At 63.6% G+C, this 19,452-nt stretch carries 19 protein-coding genes; 11 read left to right on the top strand and 8 right to left on the bottom strand.

Features of this window, described 5'->3' with window-relative positions; translation table 11 throughout:
* Window positions 1-23: 23 nt before the first annotated feature.
* From IVB46_RS23565 to IVB46_RS23555, 3 genes are read right to left on the bottom strand one after another with little or no spacing between them, the layout of a single operon-like run.
* Window positions 24-1,934, bottom strand: coding sequence for an NAD(P)/FAD-dependent oxidoreductase (locus IVB46_RS23565; protein ID WP_247308619.1), 1,911 nt, complete (start codon window positions 1,932-1,934; stop codon window positions 24-26).
* Window positions 1,931-2,572 (bottom strand): TetR/AcrR family transcriptional regulator, encoded by a 642-nt coding sequence (locus IVB46_RS23560; RefSeq protein WP_071915527.1) that lies wholly within the window; start codon window positions 2,570-2,572, stop codon window positions 1,931-1,933. Before IVB46_RS23560 ends, IVB46_RS23565 begins: the two co-directional genes overlap by 4 nt.
* The gene (locus IVB46_RS23555; protein WP_247308621.1) at window positions 2,569-4,062 is read right to left on the bottom strand and encodes an AMP-binding protein; all 1,494 of its coding nucleotides are present in this window, start codon (window positions 4,060-4,062) and stop codon (window positions 2,569-2,571) included. The genes IVB46_RS23560 and IVB46_RS23555 overlap by 4 nt, the downstream gene beginning before the upstream one ends.
* A 173-nt stretch (window positions 4,063-4,235) precedes the next feature.
* Here IVB46_RS23555 and IVB46_RS23550 point away from each other — a divergent pair, with 173 nt between their 5' ends.
* The 7 genes from IVB46_RS23550 (at window position 4,236) to IVB46_RS23520 (ending at window position 10,523) form a co-directional block, all read left to right on the top strand.
* Window positions 4,236-5,495, top strand: coding sequence for an ABC transporter substrate-binding protein (locus IVB46_RS23550; protein ID WP_247308623.1), 1,260 nt, complete (start codon window positions 4,236-4,238; stop codon window positions 5,493-5,495).
* Window positions 5,496-5,585: 90 nt separating this feature from the next.
* Window positions 5,586-6,488: a branched-chain amino acid ABC transporter permease gene (locus tag IVB46_RS23545; RefSeq protein WP_063984496.1), complete on the top strand. Its 903-nt coding sequence runs from the start codon at window positions 5,586-5,588 to the stop codon at window positions 6,486-6,488.
* On the top strand, window positions 6,485-7,504 hold the full coding sequence (locus IVB46_RS23540; protein WP_247343541.1) for a branched-chain amino acid ABC transporter permease: 1,020 nt from the start codon (window positions 6,485-6,487) through the stop codon (window positions 7,502-7,504). Before IVB46_RS23545 ends, IVB46_RS23540 begins: the two co-directional genes overlap by 4 nt.
* 2 nt (window positions 7,505-7,506) lie before the next feature.
* Window positions 7,507-8,262, top strand: coding sequence for an ABC transporter ATP-binding protein (locus IVB46_RS23535; RefSeq protein ID WP_247308627.1), 756 nt, complete (start codon window positions 7,507-7,509; stop codon window positions 8,260-8,262).
* Entirely contained in the window at window positions 8,259-8,972 is a 714-nt protein-coding gene (locus tag IVB46_RS23530; RefSeq protein ID WP_247308630.1) for an ABC transporter ATP-binding protein, read from the top strand. The genes IVB46_RS23535 and IVB46_RS23530 overlap by 4 nt, the downstream gene beginning before the upstream one ends.
* 163 nt (window positions 8,973-9,135) lie before the next feature.
* Window positions 9,136-9,354, top strand: a complete 219-nt coding sequence (locus IVB46_RS23525; protein ID WP_063984492.1) for a hypothetical protein — start codon at window positions 9,136-9,138, stop codon at window positions 9,352-9,354.
* Window positions 9,355-9,464: 110 nt separating this feature from the next.
* Complete coding sequence (locus IVB46_RS23520) at window positions 9,465-10,523, top strand: putative sulfate exporter family transporter (protein ID WP_038941923.1); 1,059 nt, start codon at window positions 9,465-9,467, stop codon at window positions 10,521-10,523.
* A gap of 141 nt (window positions 10,524-10,664) precedes the next feature.
* Here IVB46_RS23520 and IVB46_RS23515 read toward each other — a convergent pair whose 3' ends face one another.
* From IVB46_RS23515 to IVB46_RS23495, 5 genes are all read right to left on the bottom strand, one after another.
* Window positions 10,665-11,537 (bottom strand): ABC transporter ATP-binding protein, encoded by an 873-nt coding sequence (locus IVB46_RS23515; protein WP_247308632.1) that lies wholly within the window; start codon window positions 11,535-11,537, stop codon window positions 10,665-10,667.
* Entirely contained in the window at window positions 11,534-12,445 is a 912-nt protein-coding gene (locus IVB46_RS23510; protein WP_014496619.1) for an ABC transporter permease, read from the bottom strand. Before IVB46_RS23510 ends, IVB46_RS23515 begins: the two co-directional genes overlap by 4 nt.
* Complete coding sequence (locus IVB46_RS23505; protein ID WP_247308634.1) at window positions 12,442-13,863, bottom strand: ABC transporter substrate-binding protein; 1,422 nt, start codon at window positions 13,861-13,863, stop codon at window positions 12,442-12,444. Before IVB46_RS23505 ends, IVB46_RS23510 begins: the two co-directional genes overlap by 4 nt.
* A gap of 165 nt (window positions 13,864-14,028) precedes the next feature.
* Complete coding sequence (locus tag IVB46_RS23500) at window positions 14,029-14,802, bottom strand: Crp/Fnr family transcriptional regulator (RefSeq protein ID WP_247343539.1); 774 nt, start codon at window positions 14,800-14,802, stop codon at window positions 14,029-14,031.
* 194 nt (window positions 14,803-14,996) lie between these two features.
* Window positions 14,997-15,293, bottom strand: coding sequence for a gamma-butyrobetaine hydroxylase-like domain-containing protein (locus IVB46_RS23495; protein ID WP_247309114.1), 297 nt, complete (start codon window positions 15,291-15,293; stop codon window positions 14,997-14,999).
* 207 nt (window positions 15,294-15,500) lie between these two features.
* Between IVB46_RS23495 and IVB46_RS23490 the strand changes: the two genes are divergently transcribed.
* The 4 genes from IVB46_RS23490 to IVB46_RS23475 all read left to right on the top strand — a co-directional run bounded on the left by IVB46_RS23490 (window position 15,501) and on the right by IVB46_RS23475 (window position 19,362).
* Window positions 15,501-16,274 (top strand): ferredoxin--NADP reductase, encoded by a 774-nt coding sequence (locus tag IVB46_RS23490; protein ID WP_247308639.1) that lies wholly within the window; start codon window positions 15,501-15,503, stop codon window positions 16,272-16,274.
* 100 nt (window positions 16,275-16,374) lie between these two features.
* The gene (locus IVB46_RS23485) at window positions 16,375-18,117 is read left to right on the top strand and encodes a fumarate reductase/succinate dehydrogenase flavoprotein subunit (protein ID WP_247308641.1); all 1,743 of its coding nucleotides are present in this window, start codon (window positions 16,375-16,377) and stop codon (window positions 18,115-18,117) included.
* Window positions 18,118-18,148: 31 nt separating this feature from the next.
* Window positions 18,149-18,382, top strand: a complete 234-nt coding sequence (locus tag IVB46_RS23480; protein ID WP_008141081.1) for a ferredoxin family protein — start codon at window positions 18,149-18,151, stop codon at window positions 18,380-18,382.
* Between the two features lie 2 nt (window positions 18,383-18,384).
* The gene (locus tag IVB46_RS23475; protein ID WP_247308643.1) at window positions 18,385-19,362 is read left to right on the top strand and encodes a HEAT repeat domain-containing protein; all 978 of its coding nucleotides are present in this window, start codon (window positions 18,385-18,387) and stop codon (window positions 19,360-19,362) included.
* The last annotated feature ends 90 nt before the right edge of the window (window positions 19,363-19,452 follow it).

Here is a 19,452-nt window from a genome sequence, read left to right as displayed (position 1 = left end):
TGGCGCTATCAACCGATCACGACCTACCCCTTCGTCAGCCGATACTGCCCCAGATCCGGATCATGCGTCATGCGCCAGTAGTCCACGAACCGCCAGGGCATCGCCGAAAACACGCGGCCGCTCGAATTGCGATAATAGGTGCTCATGCCGGGATGGGTCCAGATCATCGACTCGTGCTCGGCATCGACCTTCTGGACGTAGTCGTCGAGCACGTCCTGACGGACGTCGATGGCGGCGACGTCCTGCTCGATCATGTCGGTGAGGCAGGCGGAGATATAGCGGCTCTGGCATTCCGACTGGAAGATGACGCTGCCGCCATGGGCGGGGCCGGAGTTCGGGCCGAGCATGCAGAAGAAGTTCGGAAAGTCCGGCACGGTGAGGCCGAGGAACGCCGTCGGATTGTCGTTGGCCCAGGCCTCGCGCAGATCCTTGCCGCCGCGGCCGCTGATGTTGAGGCGTGCGGCCATCTCCGTCACCTTGAAACCGGTGGCGACGACGATGATGTCGGCGGGGCGGTGCTCGCCGTCAGCGGTGACGATGCCGTCGCGATCGAAATGATCGATCGTGTCGGTGACGAGCTCGACATTGTCCCGCGTGAGCGTCCTGAACCAGTTGTTATCGAGCAGGATGCGCTTGCCATAGGGCGGATAGGTCGGCACGCATTTGGCGATCAGGTCGGGCCGGTCCTTCAGCTCGGTGAGGATGAAATCGGTCAGCTCCTGGCGATGCCGGTCATTGCCCTTGTTGACGGCGCGCTCCGGATGCGGCCAGGCCGGGTCCTTGCGCAGGAACGGCAATAGGCCGTCGCCATAGCGCCAGAACATGTTGAAGCGGTACCACTGCACATAGAACGGCAGATGCGCGAGCAGCCAGCGCGCGCCGTCGCTGATCGGATCGGAATAGCCCTTAACGGGCCGCGCCCATTGCGCGCTGCGCTGATAGACTGTGACGGAGGCGACGCGGCCGGCGATTGACGGCACCAGCTGCATCGATGTCGCGCCGGTGCCGATCACGGCAACATGCTTGCCTTCGAGATTGACGTCGTCCGACCACAGGGCCGAATGCAGGATCGTGCCCTTGAAACCTTCCTCGCCCTTGAAGCGGGCGCGAGAGGGATCGTTGAGCTGGCCGATGGCCGAGACCAGCGCGGTGGATTCAAAGGTCTCTTCGCCGTTGTCTGTCTTCAGCGTCGAGATCCAGCGCCGCTTGCCTTCGTCCCAGCGCGACGCTGTCAGCTCGGTATTGACGCGCAGATGCTTGCGGATGCCGTATTCCTCGGCGACCTTCAGCAGATATCCGAGCAGTTCTTCACGCTGGCAGAAATAGCGCGTCCATGCATTGCCCGAGCCGAACGAGTAGGAATAGGAATGGTTCGGCGTATCGACGCCGCAGCCGGGGTAGCGGTTGATCCACCAGGTGCCGCCGAGCTCGGCGTTCTTCTCGACGATGGTGTAGGGGACGCCGAGATGGCCGAGTGCCACGCCGAGCGCGATGGCGCAGACGCCGGCGCCGACGATCAGGACATGCTGGCCGGCAAGCTTCTCGTCGGAAGGACGCTGCGTCCACTGCGGCTCACGCGCCACAAACCCCATCTCCTCGCGCATCAGCGGTGCATATTCCGGCGCGACGTTCTCGCCGAGGCAGGCGCGCATCATCTTGAGCAGCAGCGCTTCGCCGGGATCGGTGATGACGGGTTTTGGCGTGCCGTCGGCAAACAGCTTGACCACCGCGGCGCGGATCTCGTCCTGGACCTCCCGGGGCACGCCGGCCTCCGGATCGGGAATGAGGCGGATGTCGCGCTTGGGCAAGTACGGCGGCTCGAGCCAGCGCTCATCGCCGGTCATGTGCACCAGCACCATCAGCAGGCAGCGGATATCGCCTTCGGCGATCGCGGAGACGATATCGAGCGGCTTTTGTGGAGATGCGATGTTCATGGCGTGTCCTGATCTCCGGATGCACTGAAGAGGCCGCGCGTCATCAGCTTGCGATAGGCGGAGATGACGTGGTCGGGCACGGCGGTGACGCCGCCGGCCGAATAGGAGTAGCGGCGGCTGAGATAGCCGCGCGCGCCCATCAGCATGTGGACGATGGCCTCGAATTCCTCGTCGCTGTAATCCTCGATCGCGCCGGCCGCTCGTGCGCGACGCAAGATGCGGACATAGGCAACCGAGATGTTGTCGAGATGTTTCTGGTAACCGATGGGCGCGAAGAATTCGGCCTCGTTGAGGATGCGCAGGAACTCCGGCACCTCGCGGATAAAGTCGAAGAAGGCGGAGAAGCGGGCGATCTCCTGCCGCGCGGCATCGGCGGTGCCGGTGCGTGCGCGGATGAACTCGACCATGTCGAGGCCGATCTTCGGCAGCAGCTGGTCGAGCAGCTCCTGGCGGTTCTCGAAATGATTGTAGAAGGTGCCTTGCGCGACGCCGGCTTCTTCCGTGATGCGGGCGACGGAGGCTTCGGCATAGCCATGCTTGCCGACGACCTTGGTCGCGGCGTCAAAGATCTTCTGCTTGGTCCAGGCGTTGCGCTCGACGCGGTTGAGCTTTGTGACCTTGGCATTCGCTTGCGTCATTCAGAGGTCTCCAGCTCGGCGCGCAGCACGCGCTTGAGGATCTTTCCGCTCGGATTACGCGGCAGGCTCTCGCGAATGACGAGCTCTTTCGGCACCTTAAAGCTCGCCAGGTGCGTACGGCAGTGCTCGGTGAGGGCAGATAGTTCAAGGCTCGCGCCTTCGGCCAGCACCACGATCGCGACCGGCCGCTCGCCCCAGCGCGCATCGCGCAGCCCGATCACGGCGACTTCGCGCACCTCGGGCAAATCGTAGATGACGCGCTCGACCTCGGAGGAGGCGATGTTCTCGCCGCCCGAGATGATCATGTCCTTCTTGCGGTCGGTCAGGTACAGGAAGCCTTCCTCGTCGAGATAGCCGACATCGCCGCTGCGGAACCAGTCGCCGAAGAACGCGGTTTCAGTCTTCTCCGGATCCTTCCAATAGCCGCGCGTGATTTTCGGTCCGCGCAGGCAGATCTCGCCATTGACGTTCGGCGGCAGCGTCTTGCCGTCCTGGTCACGGATCTCGATCTCGACATGGGCGATGGCGCGCCCGGTTGAACCGATCTTCTCGATCTCGCGGCCGGCTTCCATGAAAGTGTCGCCGCCGACGGTCTCGGTGAGGCCATAGGCATCGATGTAGCGCGCATTGCGGAAGAATTCCGAGAACGCGCGGATGCGCACCTCCGGCGTCTTCTCGCCGCCGCCGATCGCCCATCTCAGGCTGGAGACGTCGTAGCGATCGCGGGTGGGGCAGGTGAGCATCGCCGTGGTCATCACGGGCGCGAACCATGCCGCGTTGAGCTTGTCCTCCGCGATTGCCGCAAGCGCGGTCTCCGGCTCGAAATTGCGTTCGATGCGGACGAAGCCGCCATGCCAGAGCACGGCGATGCCGGGCAGGTCGAGCGCGCCGACGTGATAGAGCGGGCCGACAACGAGCAGTCGGGTCTCGGCACCGATGCCGAGCGCGATCGTCTGGTCGGCGGACTTCCAGTAAAAATTATCGTAAGTGAGCATCACGCCTTTGGGGCGGTCGGTCGTACCCGAGGTGTACATCAACCGCATCAGGTCGGACGGTGCGCGGACGTGCATCGGCGCGGGCACGGCCTCGCCCGCGAGGTGCGTGATGCTTTGCTGCGCAACTTCGTTCAGCACGACAATTTTCGCGCCCGCTGCATTCGCGGCGAGTTCCTCATCGACGATCAACAACCGCGCGCCGGCATTGCCCGCGATGTAGCCGACCTCGTCGCGCGAAAGTCGAAAATTGATCGGCAAGAACACCGCGCCGAGATGACTGGTGGCGAAGACGAGCTCCAGGAACGCCGCGCTGTTCTTCATCAGCACGGCCACGACGTCGCCCGCGCCGATGCCCTGCGCGGCGAGCCAGCCGGCCGCTTGCCGGATGCGCGCATCGAAATCGGCGTAGGAGATCTCCTCGCCGCGATATTTCAGCGCGGGCCGGTCCGGCGTGCGCCGGGCATGAAAGGTGATGAAGCTCGAAAGATTGATCATTTTGCGGGATTTGGGCCGATTACCGGCCTCGTTTCCTCCTTTGATGAAGTATGACTCGTAATTCATCTTTGGCTTGACGTCACCCCCCTGCCTCTGAAATTGTTGGGAACACGGAGACGAGACGATCTCCGGCAAGGGACCAGGAAACGCCGACCCGAAAGAGGGAGGGGAAAATGACGAGAACCCGCATGCCGGGCATCAGCCGCCGTTCAACGCTGGCGCTGATGGGCGCCGGTGCGATGAGTGTTGCCGCACCGTGGGTGGCGCGCGCGCAAGCCAAGACCATCAAGATCGGCATGCCGACGATTCTGTCGGGCCGCGTCGCGCAGCTCGGCACGTCGTCGCGCAATGCGGTGATGCTCGAGGTCGACAAGGTCAACGCCGCCGGCGGACTTGCCGGCCGTCAGATCGAGATGGTGATCCGCGACTCCAAGGGGCAGCCGCAGGAAGCCGCCCGCGTCGCGCGCGAGCTCGTCAACACCGATGGTTGCGAGTGGCTGATCGACGGCGAGGCGTCGTCCGGATCGTTTGCGGTTCACGAAGTCGCGCGCGATCTCGGTGTGCTCTGCGTCCATACCTGTTCGGAGGCGTCCTCGCTCACGGCTGATCCGAAGCAGCACATCCCGAACGCGTTCCGCTGCGTGCGCCAGGGCATCCACGATTCCATCGTCGGCGGCAGCTATGCCGCCTCGATCGCGAAGGCCAAGGGCCTGAAGAAATGGGCGACCTGCTCGCCGGACTATGCCTATGGCCGCGACACGACCGGCGAGTTCACGCTGTACCTGAAGCGCTTTGCGCCTGACGTCGAAATTATCAGCGAGTCCTGGCCTAAGCTGTTCCAGCCCGACTACACCGAAGTCGTGACGAAGATCCTCCAGGCCAAGCCGCAGGCGCTGTATTCCTGCCTGTGGGGCGGCGATCTCACCTCCTATATCGACCAGGCCAACATCTACGCGATGTTCGGCCAGATGGAGGTGTTCGCGGTCAACATGGCCGACTACACCGCGCTTACCGTGGTGAAGAACCTGCCCAAGGGCATCCACTCCGGCAACCGCTACATCAAGACCTTCCCGACCACGCCGGAGAACGCGGCCTGGGGCGATGCCTACAAGACGAAGTACAACGAATATCCGACCAACTGGTCGTGGCAGAACGCGACGGCGGTGATGTTCCTCGCTGAGGCCGCGAAGAAGGCGAACTCCACCGACGGCAAGAAGATCGCGGAGGTGCTGAAGGGCCTCACCATCAAGTGCCCGTTCGGCGCCGACGGTACCGTGACGATGCGCGGCGACGACCACACGCTGGTCGGCTACGCCATCGGCTGGGGCACCACGATCCCGCAGGAGCCTTATGTGCCCGAGGTCAAGGCCGGCGACTGGAAGACCATCTTCGAGCTCGAGGCCGAGTGGAAGAAGAGCAAGGGCTACACCTGATGTGACATACGGCGGGGACGGTCGACCGTCTCCGCCGTTTTTATTTGGTTCTCCGCGCCAAGTCTGGCGCGTCGCAATGAAAGTGCTCCCGTGGATCTCGACGCGCTCGCCGGCTGCCTCTCCAGTTCCGCCTGCCTGGTGACGCAAACCACCAGCGGCCTCATCATCGGCATGCTCCTGTTCCTGGTCGCGGTCGGGCTGACGCTGATCTTCGGCGTGCTCAAGGTCGTCAATTTCAGCCACGGCGCCTTCTACATGTTCGGCGCCTATTTCGCGATGACGGCCTATCAGCTCACCGGGAGCTTCGCGCTGGCGATGTTCGCGGGCGCGGCCGGCACCGCGATTCTCGGTCTGATCTTCGAGCGCGTCTTCATGAGCCGCGTCTATGGCGCCGACGTGCTGATGCAGCTGCTCGTCTGCTACGCGTTCGTGCTGATCTTCGACGATGTCGTGCGCATCATCTGGGGGCCGGAATTCAAGTCGATGGGCATGCCCGCGGCGTTCCAGGTGATGCCGCTGTTCATCGCCGGCGGCGTGGTGCCGCCTTACTACCTGCTGCTGATCGGCGTCGCGCTCGTTGTGGCGATCGTGCTCGGCATCGGATTGTCGCGCAGCCGTATCGGCAAGGTGATCCGGGCGGCGGCACATAATCCTGGTATGGTCTCGGCGCTCGGCATCAATACCGGCCTGATCTATGGCGGCGTGTTCGCGCTCGGCGGCATGCTGGCTGGCCTTGCCGGCGCGCTCGCGGCGCCCGTGCGTTCGCTCACCCCCGGCATGGGATTTTCGGTGCTGATCGAATCCTTCATCGTCACCGTGATCGGCGGCATGGGCTCGATCCTGGGCGCTCTGATCGGCGCGCTGCTGCTCGGCCTTATCAGGTCCTTCGGCTCGCTCGGCTTTCCCCTGTTCACGGAAGGCCTGATGTACCTGTTCATGGTGATCGTGCTGGTCTCCAAGCCCACCGGCCTGTTCGGCAAGGAGGCGGCATGACCGAGCTCGAGGCCGGACGCGCCGAAACGCTGGTGCCGGTGCGTAGCGGTGCGGCACTGCAACGCTATCGCGACGTGCTGATTGCCGTGATTGCCTTCGCGGTGCTGGCGAGCCTGCCGCTGTTCACCGGCAGCAAGGCGTTGCTCGATTTCGTCATCCGCTGCTCGGCCTACGGTCTGTTCGCGACCTCGCTCAATCTGCTCGTCGGCTACACCGGCCTGACTTCGTTCGGCCACGGCATGTTCTTCGGCCTTGGCGCCTACAGTTTTGGCCTGATCATGCAGAAGCTGGGCGTGCCGATTCCCGTGGCCTTCGTCGCGACGCTGGCGATCACGGCGGCAATCGCCGCAATCATCGGCGCGATCTGCGTGCGGCTGAAGGATATCTATTTCGCCTTCGTCACGCTCGCGTTTCAGATGCTGATCCACTCGACCATCCTGTCCTGGGCCTCCTTCACCGGCGGCGACCAGGGCCTGCGTGGCGGCATTCCGCGCCCCACATTCCTCGGCATCAATCTTGCGAACCACGTTCATCTCTATGTCGCGAGCTGCGCGCTTCTCATCCTCGGCCTGCTCGCGATGCGCCAGATCGCGCAATCGCCGTTCGGTTACACGTTGCGCATGATCCGCGACAATGCCGCGCGCGCGAGCTTTCTCGGCATCGACGTCTGGCGGGCAAAGCTGACAGTCTTCGTGCTGGCGGCATTGTTTGCGTCGATGGGCGGCATGGTGATGGCGCTGTTCGTCTCCGGCGCCTATCCGGAATTCGCCTATTGGACGATCTCGGGCGAGGGCATCTTCATCAACATGCTCGGCGGCGTCTCGACCTTCCTGGGGCCGATGGTCGGCACCGTGCTGCTGCTTCTGCTCAACGACACCGTCACGCGCTTCACCGAATATCACGGCATCGTGCTCGGCGTGGTCATCCTGTTCTTCGCGCTGGGCCTGCGCAAAGGCCTGCTGGATTTCGTCGCCGACTGGTTCGCGCACCGGCGTGACGCGCGCGAGGGGCGCTAGCGATGCTCGAGATCCGCAACCTCGCAAAATCCTTCGGCGGCGTGAAGGCGACCAACGACGTCACGCTGGACTTCCCCGACGGTTCGCTCACGGCGGTGATCGGCCCGAACGGCGCGGGCAAGAGCACGTTCTTCAACCTGATTACGGGTGCCTTGAGGCCGGATTCTGGTCAGGTTCTGCTCGACGGCATCGATCTCGCCGGCCGCTCGCCGCCGGAGATCGTTCGCCACGGCATCGGCCGCGCCTTCCAGGTCGCCAGCATCTTCAAATCGCTGACGGTGCAGGAGACCATGCTCGCCGCCGTCAGCGCCGATCAGCGTACGTCCGCGGTGCTGCACAAGCGCTTTCCCTTGCCCGAGACGCGCGACCGCGCCGAGCACGTGATGGAGCTGCTGGGCTTGGCGAGCAAGCGCAACCGCACCGCCGCGACGCTGTCGCATGGCGACCAGAAGCTGCTCGACATTGCGCTCGCTCTGGTGCTCGAGCCAAAGGTGCTGCTGCTGGACGAGCCGACTGCCGGCATGGGCCCGGAGGAGCGCTGGCGCATGATCGACAAGGTGCGCGAGCTCTGGGAGACGCAGAAAATCACCGTCGTCTTCATCGAGCACGACATGGACATCGTGTTCAAGATCGCCCCAAAGATCGTCGTGCTCTGCTACGGCCGCATCCTCGCGACCGGCACGCCCGACGAAATCCGAAGCAACAGCGCCGTGATCGAGGCCTATCTCGGCACCGAACATGCGGGGGCCGCCGCATGAGCGCGACCATTATCGAAGTCGCCGATCTCGACGTCTACTACGGCACGAGCCAGATCCTGTTCGGCGTCGGCCTCTCGGTGCGGCAGGGCGAGACCATGGCGCTGCTCGGGCGCAACGGCGCGGGTAAATCGACGACCATGAAAGCGATCATGGGACTGGCGCCGCCGCGGCGGGGCAGGATCAGCCTGCGCGGCGCGGTGATCTCGGGCCAGAAGCCGCACCATATCGCGCGCGCCGGTCTCGGCTTCGTGCCGGAGGATCGCCAGATCTTTCCGGAGCACACGGTCGAGGACAATCTCGTCATCGGTCGCAAGAAGGGGCCGGAAGGCCAGGACGAGTGGCCGATCAGGCGCATCTACGACGTCTTTCCGCTGCTGGAGCCGCTCCGCCATCGCATTGCTGGACGTCTCTCGGGCGGGGAGCAGCAGATGCTCGCCATCGCGCGCACGCTGATGGGCAACCCGGCGCTGTTGCTGCTCGATGAGCCGAGCGAGGGCCTCGCGCCGATCATCGTGCAGCGGATCGGCGAGCTGTTGCGGCAGCTCCGCCAGCTCGGATCGACCGTCCTGATCGCCGAGCAGAACATGCATTTCTGCCTCGGGCTGGCGAGCCACGCCACTGTCATCGACAAGGGCCAGATCGTCTATGCCGCCGGGATCGACGAACTGAAGGCCAACGACGCGATCCGTCGCCGCTATCTGGCGCTTTAACCGGGTTCCGGACCGCCAAACCGGCCCAAAGAAGAAAACTATTGCCTCGGGTTCGTCAGACGGAAGGAGTTTCCCCGTCGAGGGCCAAAAACGCCAATCGCTTCCATTGCCGTTTGGGGCCGAAACGACGACATTCCATTCAGAATTTGATGGATTGACGGTCATGGAACGCACTGGATTTGAGCCCTTCGGCGAGCAGCTGGTGTCCGCAACGGACACCCAGCCGCGATCGCGCGCGTCAAAGCTCCTGCTGCGGGCCGGCACCACGGTGTTCTGGTCGCTGGTCGCGGGCATCGTGCTCGCGCGTGCGGCCTTCTTCGAGCCGGGCGTCTATGACAGCTTCAGCCGCGTCGCCTCGCTCGCCAAAAGCCTGATCTTCTGAGCCGATTATTCCGGGCTGAGGATAGAACTTCCCTCGGCCCTGATATGCTGAAAACTTATTCCCCAATCGGCCAGCACTGCGTATAAATATTTCTCCTCTGGGAGAGATTTGTGTCGCAGAATCAAGCATCCAACCCGGCCGACGCCAAGCCAACCACTGTCGTGAGCCGTATTGCGGCGCTGATTCCGGGAATCCTCCTGTGCATCGCCGTGGCCGGTATCTCGGCCTTGCTCGAACGGGCCGAGCTGGGTGTCTTCGAGCACCCCTATGTCGAAGCGCTGGTGATGGCGATCCTGCTCGGGATGGCGCTGCGCAGCTTCTGGAAACCGGCGCCGCGCTGGCAGGCCGGTATCGCCTTCAGCGCCAAACAGCTGCTCGAAGTTGCGGTCATGCTGCTGGGGGCCTCGATCAGCTTCGCCGCCATCGCGGCTTCCGGCGTGGCACTGCTGGCATCGATCGCCGCGGTCGTCGTGATCGCGCTCTGCGTCTCCTTCGGCCTCAGTCGCATGCTGGGCCTGTCGACGCGGCTCTCGATCCTGATCGCCTGCGGTAATTCCATCTGCGGCAATTCCGCGATCGCCGCCGTCGCGCCGATCATCGGCGCCAACAACGACGAGATCGCGTCCTCGATTTCCTTTACGGCGATCCTCGGCGTCATGATGGTCCTCGGCCTGCCGCTGCTGATTCCGCTGCTGCAATTGTCGGCCACGCAATATGGCATCCTCGCAGGCCTCACCGTCTACGCCGTGCCGCAGGTGCTTGCGGCAACGGTCCCGGCCGGGCTCGTCTCGACGCAGATCGGCACGCTGGTGAAGCTGATGCGCGTGCTGATGCTCGGACCCGTCGTCGTCGGTCTCTCCCTGGTCGCCTCGCGCTGGCAGACCGGCGCCAAGAAATCCAATGTCGGCTTCTTCCGCCTGGTCCCCTGGTTCATCCTCGGCTTCCTTGCGCTGGCGACCCTGCGCTCGCTGGAGATCGTGCCGGGCACGGTGGTCGGGCCGGTGACGAAGATCACGAGCTTCCTGACGGTGGTCTCGATGGCCGCGCTCGGCCTCGGCGTCGACGTGAAGGTGCTGGCGAATGTCGGGGGCCGGGTGACGGCCGCCGTGACACTGTCGCTGATGCTGCTGCTCGGGATCAGCATCGCGCTGGTGCACTGGTTCAAGTGAGGGGGAACATGGTGCCGTAGGGTGGGCAAAGGCGCGAAGCGACGTGCCCACCGTTCGGCTCAGCGTGCGACCAAGATGGTGGGCACGCTTCGCTTTGCCCACCCTACGAGATCGTCGTCCCCACAAGCGGGGCGAGGTGAATCAAATCACATCCGCCAGCGAATGCCCATGCAGCTCGATGTTCAGCCCCTGCATGCCCATGTCGCTGATCTCGCCGCCCATCGCCTTCAGGCTCTCCTCACGGATCAGCGACATCAGCCCGCGGCGGAGCGCCAAAAACTCCGACGACATCATCATCGATTGCTGCCGCGGCCGCTCCAGCGGGATCGGGATTTCCGCCTTGATCGAGCCGGGGCGGGCGGTCATGCAGTAGACGCGGTCGGAGAGGAAGATGGCTTCATCGATGTCGTGGGTGACGAACAGCACCGAGATCTTCAGCCGTTGCCACATGTTGGTAAGGATCTGCTGCATGATGACGCGCGTCTGCGCGTCGAGCGCGCCGAAGGGCTCGTCGAGCAGCAACACCTTCGGTCCCGTCGCGAGCGCGCGGACGATGCCGACGCGTTGCTTCATGCCGCCGGAGAGTTTTTCCGGATAATGTTTTTCGAACGCTTCGAGCCCCGCGAGCCCGAGCAGCGTGCGCGCCGCGCGCTCGCGCTGGGAGCGCGCCATGCCGCGCATCTTCAGGCCGAACTCGACGTTCTCCCGCACCGTCTTCCACGGAAACAGCGAATATTGCTGAAACACCATGCCGCGCTCGGCGCTGGGGCCGTTGACCCGCTCGCCGTCGACCGTGACTACACCGGTGGTCGGCTTGAGGAATCCCGCGACAGCATTGAGCAGCGTCGACTTTCCACAGCCGGAGGGCCCGACGATCGAGACGAACTCGCCGGGCCTCACATGAATCTGCGTGTCGGTGACGGCCTGAACCGGCCCCTCGATGCTTTCATAGCTGAGGGAGAAATTCCTGACCTCGATATGGCCCTGCGGTGCTTTGGTCAGGATTTCGTTCATTTCAGCCTCCACGGCATCACCAACTGCCCGGCGCCCCTGATAAGCAGGCTCGATCCAAGGCCAAGCACGCCGATCGCGATCATGCCGAGCGCGATGTCGGCATATTGGACAAGGGAATAGGCCTCCCAAGTGAAGTAGCCGATGCCGTATTGGCCCGAGATCATCTCGGCGGCGATCAGCGACACCCAGGCCACGCCCATGCCGACGGTGAGGCCGGTGAAGATGTGCGGCATCGACGCCGGAAAATACACCTCGCGGAAGATCGACCGTTCTCGCGCGCCGAGACATTGCGCGGCGCGCACCAGCACGGGATCGACCAGCGACATGCCATGCAGCGTGTTGACCAGGATCGGGAAGAATGCGCCGAGGAAGGTGATGAAGACGATGCTCTGCTCGTTGGTCGGCCAAAGCATGATCGCCATCGGCACCCAGGCGATTGCCGGGATCGGCCGTAGCACCTCGGCGACCGGGAAGATGATCTCGTGCACCAGCTTGAAGCGGCCCATGATCAGGCCGAGCGGCACGCCGACCACCGCCGCGAGCGAGAAGCCGAACAAGATGCGCCGGCAGCTCAAGAGGATGTGCAGCAGGAATTTGGGATCGTGGATCGCCTTGGTGAAGCTGGCATAGACCGCGAGCGGCGAGGGCACATTGGTGAAACGCACGAAGAACACGACGCGATAGGTCGTGAGCAGGTGCCAGACCAGCAGGAAGGCGAGCAGCGATATGATGCCGATCGCCGTCGCGCGTAGCCCCGCTCGATTGAGCCGGTACCAGCGCAGCGCAAGCGTGCCGAAGGAAGGTGGTGTCGCGGGCGGGGAAGGGGCGGGCACGGGGCCCGCCTCGGCGATTGCGGTTGCTGCCGGCATGCTGTCCTCGGGATGTCTGACGAGGGCGGGACTGCTCACGTCTTGCCTCCGCCGACCGCAGCCTTCACCGCGTCGTCGAAGCCGAGCACCTTGCCGCCGATCTTGGCGGCATAGCCTTCCGCGTCCTTCTTCAGCAGGAACGGCGCGACCTCGCCGTTGCCGACCGCGAAGAAGGCCTGGTCGGCGAACAGCTTGATGCCGCGCGTGGTGTCGAAGACGTAGGCGACGTTGATCTTCTTGCCCTTGGCCTTGAAGTCGGCATAGGCCCCTAACGTGCATGCTGCGGACGCAAACGGCAGGATACCGGCATCGTCGACCCAGACCTCGCCGGCCTTGCGCGGGTCGGTGATCGGCTTCTTGCAGAACGAGTCTTCGCCCGTGATCTCGTAATTCCTGGTGCTCGCAAGCTGGGTGTCATAGTCGAGTTTCATCTCGGCATAGGCCTTGCGGATGTAGGAATCATCCACCCACTTCTTCGGATCGAACTCCTTCATGCGGCCGAGATTCTGCAGCACCTTGACGTCGGTCGCGGCCGCGTCGATCAGCGCCGGCTTCACTGTGGGATCGGTGGTCATGTTGCCGCTAGGACCGAGGAAGATATAGACGACTTCCTTGTTGATGCCGGTCCACTCCTGGATCTTTTCCGCGGCGAGCTTGGGATCGTCGCGCAGCCACTGGTTGGCGGCGATCAGCGCCTTGAAGTAGGCAACGACGACTTCAGGGTATTTCTCGGCGAAATCGGTGCGGACTACGATGCCGTGGAAGGTCGGCAGATTGGTCTCGACGCCGTCAAAGATTTTTCGCGCGAAACCGCGGAACGGCAACAGCTCGGCGAAGGGGACGAAGTCGGCGTGCGCGTCGATCTTCTTCTCCTGCAGATTGGTCGAGCCGACCTCCGGGCTCTGGCTGACGAGCTGGAAGAAGTCGGAGGCGTAACCGCGGTCCTGCATCGCCTTCAGCACCATGCCGTGCGCGGCGGAGCCGAACGGCACGCTGACGAGCTTGCCCTTGAGATCGGCGAGATCGTAATAGGGCGAGTCCTTGTGGACGACGAGCCCGTTGCCCGAGCCGGACAGGCTGTAGGCGGCCACGCCAATCAGGCGGCTCTTGCTCTCCGGATTGCTCTCGAAGGTGAAGCCGTTCACGATCAGCGGATAGTCGCCCATCATGCCGATCTGCAGCTTGTTCGCCATCATCGCGTTGGTGACGGGCGGGCCGGAGGTGAAATTCTGCCACTCCAGCTCGAACTTGATGTTCGCGTATTTGCCGTCCTTCGGCAGATATTTCTCGAGGAGATGCAGCTGCCGGATGACGACGCCGGCGGTCACCGTGTTGGTCGTGGTGTCCTGCGTTCCAATGCCGAGCGTGACGGTTTCCGCCAGGGCCGGCTGCGCGATCAGAAGCGCCAGCGAGGTCACCGACATCGCGATCGAGAGCGTGGGAAGATGGCGGACCATTCTCATCCTCATTCGGTTGGATGTGCTGTGGTTGCCATGATTGGGTGAGGCCGCGGGCAGGGCAAATCCGGAGTGACCGCCGCAGTCGATTAGTTGCCGGGAAAAGCTGATTGCATACTCCTTGGGCAGTCCTGCACTATAAAGCCACTTGCCTGTGCATCGACCCTAGTCGCCGCTCTGGCCGCGCATCTCCTCGAGAGCGTCGGCCCGGCACACCACGATCTGCGAGCGCTTGGTGACGACGATTCCCTTCTCCTGCATCCGTTTCAGGCTGATCGTGACCCATTGCCTGGTAGCGCCGACCATGTGGGCGATGTCGGCATGGGTGAAGGCCGCCGCGATCACCCGGCCGTCGGCATCCTCGACGCCGTCGAGTTCGACGAGGTGCAGCAGCAGGTGCGCGAGGCGCTGGGTGATCGAGCGTGTTCCCAGCATCTGCGCCAGCGCCGAATAGCATTTGCCCTTGAAGGTGAGGCCTTCAATGAGGCCGATGGCGAGGTTCGGGATCTCCACGGCGAGTGACCGCAATTCCTTTCCGGGAAGATGCACGACGCTGCAATTGCTGGATGCGACGCCGGACCATTGATGCACGGTGCCCTCGAACACTTCGGGCCCCCCGACGAAATTGCCGACATGCCAATAGGCCAGCGTGATCTCGCGTCCGAGCGGCGAAGTGTAGAAGACGCGGATGCGGCCGCTCTCGATCAGCCAGATGCCGTCATGCTTGCCGCCCTGGCTGAACAGCGTTTGGCCGCGGTTGAGCACCTTTCGCCGGCCCTGCTTCAGCACCAGCTCTCGCTCGCGCGGTGACAGCTTGTCCATCAGCGGTGGCGGTCCGCCGATCCATTGCTGGTTCTCGGTCAGCAGCAGCGAGGAGCCTCCGGCAGGCCGGACCGTTGCGGGAACCGTCCCGCGAACCACATTGGCCGCCTGCAACATCGTTTGCCTCCGGAACGTTCAAATCGTTCTAAAGAGGAGCAATGTCCGTGCCAGCTTTACTCCGCTGTCGTCGCCCGGCTTGACCGGGCGACCCAGTATTCCAGAGGCAGCAATGGGTTACGGATAGGCCGCGGCGTACTGGATTCCCCGCTTTCGCGGGGAATGACAACGGAGCAAGGGGAACGGTCGAACCCCTACCGCCCCACCAAGCTCAGCAAATACGGCTTCGGATAAATCCCCCTGTTATGCCCATCCGAAAACGAGATGTTCAGCCCGTAGCCGAGATCGCCGATCTCGGTGATGGCGATGCCGGGAAAGCGTTCGGGGAAGCGATCGTCGAAGCGGGCGCGAGTGCAGTGAGCGCATTTGCAGGAGAGACGGAGCTGCTCGGCAGCGATTCCGACCACATCGTCCTGTGTGGTGCGGACGACGAGCGTCGCGAGATCGGCGCTGGCTTCATAGGCCGCCACAGTCGGCGCCACCAAGGTCATGGTCATGACGAACCTCCAGCTTCCTTCTATGTCGGCGCGGGCGCGCACGAATAGCAACTAATTGCCAGCGCGGACGCGTGGCCGTCTGCCTCCTCTTCAGTCACCGCCCACCAAATGTGAAACTAATCGACCGGGAATTTCACTTCCGAATTGCCGGACTCCGCTCTCTCCGAAACCTTGTGCGCCATCGATGGCCAAGGAGAGACCATGAGCGCATTTCAGAAGGAAACGGTTCTGTCGGTCAGGCACTGGACCGACTCGCTGTTCAGTTTCACCGCGACGCGCGATCCGGGCTTCCGTTTCCAGAACGGCCAGTTCGCGATGATCGGGCTGGAAGTCGAGGGCAAGCCGTTGATGCGGGCCTACAGCATGGCGAGCGCCAATCACGAGGAGGCGCTCGAATTCTTCTCGATCAAGGTGCAGGACGGTCCGCTGACCTCGCGCCTCCAGAAGGTCCGGGAAGGCGACATCATCCTGGTCGGCCGGAAGGCGACGGGCACGCTGATCACCGGCAACCTCATCCCGGGAACGCGCCTGCTGCTGCTCTCGACCGGCACGGGCCTCGCGCCCTTCGCCAGCCTGATCAAGGACCCCGACGTCTATGAGAATTACGAGACCATCGTGCTCGCCCATGGCTGCCGCCAGGTTTCGGAACTTGCCTATGGCGAGCACCTTGTCGACGGCCTGCGCAATCACGAGTTCTTCGGCCCCCTGATCCGCGACAAGCTCGTCTACTACCCGACCGTCACCCGCGAGCCGTTCCGGAATCGCGGCCGCATCACCGATCTGATCTCCTCCAATCAGCTGTTCGACGACATCGGCCAATCCGGTCTCGATATCGAGACCGACCGCATCATGCTGTGCGGCAGCCCGGCGATGCTCGAGGAACTCCCCGCGATGTTTGCCGCGCGCGGCTTTGTCGAGGGTAACCACAGCCAGCCCGGCCATTTCGTCATTGAAAAGGCCTTCGTCGAGCGCTGAGGCGCAAATCGCGTCCCGGCGACAACTAATTGCTATCGCCGGACAACCACCTGAACAAATCTGATGCGAAGGCGCCGGACCGGCGAACCAGGAGCAAGTGATGGCACTAGATGAGATCGTCGACGGACTTTCGGAGGTTTCCTGCGACGTGCTCGTCATCGGCGGCGGCACGGCCGGCCCGATGGCAGCGCTGAAAGCAAAACTGAAGAACCCGAAGGCCAATGTCGTCCTGCTCGAGAAGGCCAACGTCAAGCGCTCCGGCGCGATCTCGATGGGCATGGACGGGCTCAACAACGCCGTCATCCCCGGCTACGCGACGCCGGAGCAGTACACCAAGGAAATCACCATCGCCAACGACGGCATCGTCGATCAGAAGGCGGTCTATAAATACGCCCAGAATTGCTACAAGATCATCGAAGAGCTCGACAGTTTCGGCATCCGCTTCCTCAAGAACGAGAACGGCGACTACGCCGTCAAGAAGGTGCACCACATCGGCACCTACGTTCTGCCGATGCCGAACGGCGAGACGGTCAAGAAGGCGCTCTACCGCCAGCTCCGCCGCGCCCGCATCCTGATCTCCAACCGCTACATGGCGACGCGGCTGCTCAAATCGTCCGACGGCCGTATCGCCGGCGCGATCTCCGTCAACACCCGCACCGCCGAGATCCTGGTGATCAAGGCCAAGGCCGTGATCCTCTGCATGGGCGCCGCCGGCAGGCTTGGTCTGCCGACCTCCGGCTACATGTTCGGCACCTACGAGAACGCCGCCAATTCCGGCGACGGCTATGCCATGGCCTATCACGCCGGTGCCGCGCTGGCGAACCTCGAATGCTACCAGATCAATCCGCTGATCAAGGATTATAACGGCCCGGCCTGCGCCTATGTCGCCGGTCCCTTCGGCGCCTTTACCGCCAACAACGAGGGATCGCGCTTCATCGAATGCGACTACTGGTCCGGCCAGATGATGCTGGAGTTTTACAACGAGCTGCTGTCAGGCAAGGGCCCGGTGTTCCTCCAGCTCAAGCATCTCCATCCCGACACCATCTCCGAGATCGAATCCACGCTGCACAAGGTCGAGCGTCCCACGCGCGGCCTGTTCCAGCAGGGGCGCGGCGTCGATTATCGCAGCGAGTCGATCGAGATGCACATCTCCGAGATCGGGTTCTGCTCCGGCCACAGCGCCTCCGGTGTGTTCGTCGACGACAATGCCCGCACCACCGTTCCCGGCCTCTACGCTGCCGGCGATATGGCGAGCGTGCCGCACAATTACATGCTCGGCGCCTTCACCAACGGCTCGGTCGCCGGCATCGACGCCATGGAGTTCGCCGACAACCACGACTTTGCGGAGTTCGATGCGACCGATGTCGCCAGGGAGCACGACCGCGTGCTGGCGCCGACCAAACGCGAGGACGGCATTCCGCCGAACCAGGTCGAGTACAAGACCCGCCGCCTCGTCAACGACTATCTCCAGCCGCCGAAGGTCACGCGCAAATACGAGCTCGGTATGCGCCGCCTCGCCGAGACGCGGCAGGACATGCAGGAGCGGATGATCGCGCGCAACGCGCACGAGTTGCTTCGGGCGCTCGAAGTGCAGTCGATCATGGACTGCGCCGACATGGCGGTGCACGCCTCGTTGTACCGCGAGGAGAGCCGCTGGGGCCTCTATCACTGGCGCACGGATTTCCCGGAGAAGGACAACGAGAACTGGTTCTGCCACACGCTGCTCTCCAAGCAGAACGGCAAGATGACCAGCGAGAAGCGCGCCGTGGAGCCCTATGTCGTGCCGATCGCCGACGACGAGAAGGATCTCTACGACAAGCAGCGCATCCGCGCCTCCGCCTGATCCACCGCAACATCGCAACAGGAGACATAAAATGCCTCTCGCGTCCTATCAGACATCCGTTCCGGTGGTCGTCGACGACGCCAAATGCATCGCCGACAAGGGCTGCACCGTGTGCGTCGACGTCTGCCCGCTCGACGTGCTCCGCATCAGCGACATGACCGGCAAGGCCTACATGGCCTATGACGAGTGTTGGTATTGCATGCCTTGCGAGGCCGATTGCCCGACCGGCGCCGTCACCGTCAATATTCCCTATCTGTTGAGGTGATCATGTCGAGCCCGTTCGAGTCCTATGACGACCTCGAAGACGCCGACGAGCGGTTGCAAGCTGCCGATCCCGCCGAGCGCCGCGTCGCCATCATCGCGCTCGGTCACTCCGGCGATCCCGCAGCCGTCGCGCATCTCGCCAACATGGTCGCCGATCCCGATGCCGGCGTGCGCCAGCAGGTCGCGATGGCGCTTGGCGAGTTCGACGGGCCGGAGGCCGCGAATGGGCTGGTCAAGCTGCTGGTCGATCCCGAAAGAATCGTGGCGGCGGCCGCGGCCGACAGCATGGCCGAATTCAAGGATCCCGCCTGCGCTGAAGTCATTCTTCCGCTGGTCAAGCACGCCCACGCCTTCGTCCGCATGGGCGCGCTGCGCGCGCTGAAGGAGCTGCGCTGCAAGGACACGCTGAAGCCGGCGCTGGAAGCGCTCCTGGATCAAGATGCGGCCGTTCGCGTGCAGGCGATCGGCGTGATCGGCTTCCTCAAGCTGGAGGAATCCATCCCCGCGCTGACCGCGCTGATCAACGATCCTGACGCCCATGTCCGCCGCGCCGCAGTGAGCGCGCTGGCCTTCTCGCAGCTGAAGCCCGCGGCCGAGACGATCACACGCGGGCTGAAGGACTCGGACTGGATGGTGCGCGAGATGGCCGCGGAAACGCTGGGCCTCAACGTCAACGGTTCGCTCGCGGCCGATCAGCTTGTCGGCTCGCTCGCCGACGAGTTCTGGCAGGTGCGGCTGAAGGCGATCCGCAGCCTCGGCAAGATGAAGATCGAGCGCGCGGTACGCCCGATCGGCAATTGCATCAACCACGACCAGGCCAATTTGCGGAAGGAGGCGGCCGCCGCGCTCGGTGAGATCGCCCATCCCGACGGTGAGGCGTTCCTGGCGGTCATCGCCGACGATGCCGACCCTGACGTTCGCAAGAACGCGCGTTGGGCGCTCCAGCAGATCGCGGCGCGCAAAGCGCGAGCAGGCGCATAAAGGCCCGGGCAGGGGCATAGCGACTTTCGCGGCCGGTCTGGACTTCCCCTGCCAGACGTTTATTGGTCTTCGCCAATGGGATCGGCTGCT

It is taken from the genome of Bradyrhizobium sp. 61, from assembly GCF_023073075.1.
GTDB lineage: Bacteria > Pseudomonadota > Alphaproteobacteria > Rhizobiales > Xanthobacteraceae > Bradyrhizobium > Bradyrhizobium barranii.
The sequence above is the reverse complement of the archived record's forward strand: the minus strand, read 5'-3'. Positions and strand labels throughout refer to the sequence as shown.

Excerpts from the sequence above, each read along its gene's own strand:
- IVB46_RS23565 (WP_247308619.1), bottom strand. The coding sequence starts at position 1,934 with ATGAACATCGCATCTCCACAAAAGCCGCTCGATATCGTCTCCGCGATC.
- IVB46_RS23560 (WP_071915527.1), bottom strand. The coding sequence starts at position 2,572 with ATGACGCAAGCGAATGCCAAGGTCACAAAGCTCAACCGCGTCGAGCGC.
- IVB46_RS23555 (WP_247308621.1), bottom strand. The coding sequence starts at position 4,062 with ATGATCAATCTTTCGAGCTTCATCACCTTTCATGCCCGGCGCACGCCG.
- IVB46_RS23550 (WP_247308623.1), top strand. The coding sequence starts at position 4,236 with ATGACGAGAACCCGCATGCCGGGCATCAGCCGCCGTTCAACGCTGGCG.
- IVB46_RS23540 (WP_247343541.1), top strand. The coding sequence starts at position 6,485 with ATGACCGAGCTCGAGGCCGGACGCGCCGAAACGCTGGTGCCGGTGCGT.
- IVB46_RS23535 (WP_247308627.1), top strand. The coding sequence starts at position 7,507 with ATGCTCGAGATCCGCAACCTCGCAAAATCCTTCGGCGGCGTGAAGGCG.
- IVB46_RS23530 (WP_247308630.1), top strand. The coding sequence starts at position 8,259 with ATGAGCGCGACCATTATCGAAGTCGCCGATCTCGACGTCTACTACGGC.
- IVB46_RS23525 (WP_063984492.1), top strand. The coding sequence starts at position 9,136 with ATGGAACGCACTGGATTTGAGCCCTTCGGCGAGCAGCTGGTGTCCGCA.
- IVB46_RS23515 (WP_247308632.1), bottom strand. The coding sequence starts at position 11,537 with ATGAACGAAATCCTGACCAAAGCACCGCAGGGCCATATCGAGGTCAGG.
- IVB46_RS23505 (WP_247308634.1), bottom strand. The coding sequence starts at position 13,863 with ATGGTCCGCCATCTTCCCACGCTCTCGATCGCGATGTCGGTGACCTCG.
- IVB46_RS23500 (WP_247343539.1), bottom strand. The coding sequence starts at position 14,802 with ATGTTGCAGGCGGCCAATGTGGTTCGCGGGACGGTTCCCGCAACGGTC.
- IVB46_RS23495 (WP_247309114.1), bottom strand. The coding sequence starts at position 15,293 with ATGACCTTGGTGGCGCCGACTGTGGCGGCCTATGAAGCCAGCGCCGAT.
- IVB46_RS23490 (WP_247308639.1), top strand. The coding sequence starts at position 15,501 with ATGAGCGCATTTCAGAAGGAAACGGTTCTGTCGGTCAGGCACTGGACC.
- IVB46_RS23485 (WP_247308641.1), top strand. The coding sequence starts at position 16,375 with ATGGCACTAGATGAGATCGTCGACGGACTTTCGGAGGTTTCCTGCGAC.
- IVB46_RS23480 (WP_008141081.1), top strand. The coding sequence starts at position 18,149 with ATGCCTCTCGCGTCCTATCAGACATCCGTTCCGGTGGTCGTCGACGAC.
- IVB46_RS23475 (WP_247308643.1), top strand. The coding sequence starts at position 18,385 with ATGTCGAGCCCGTTCGAGTCCTATGACGACCTCGAAGACGCCGACGAG.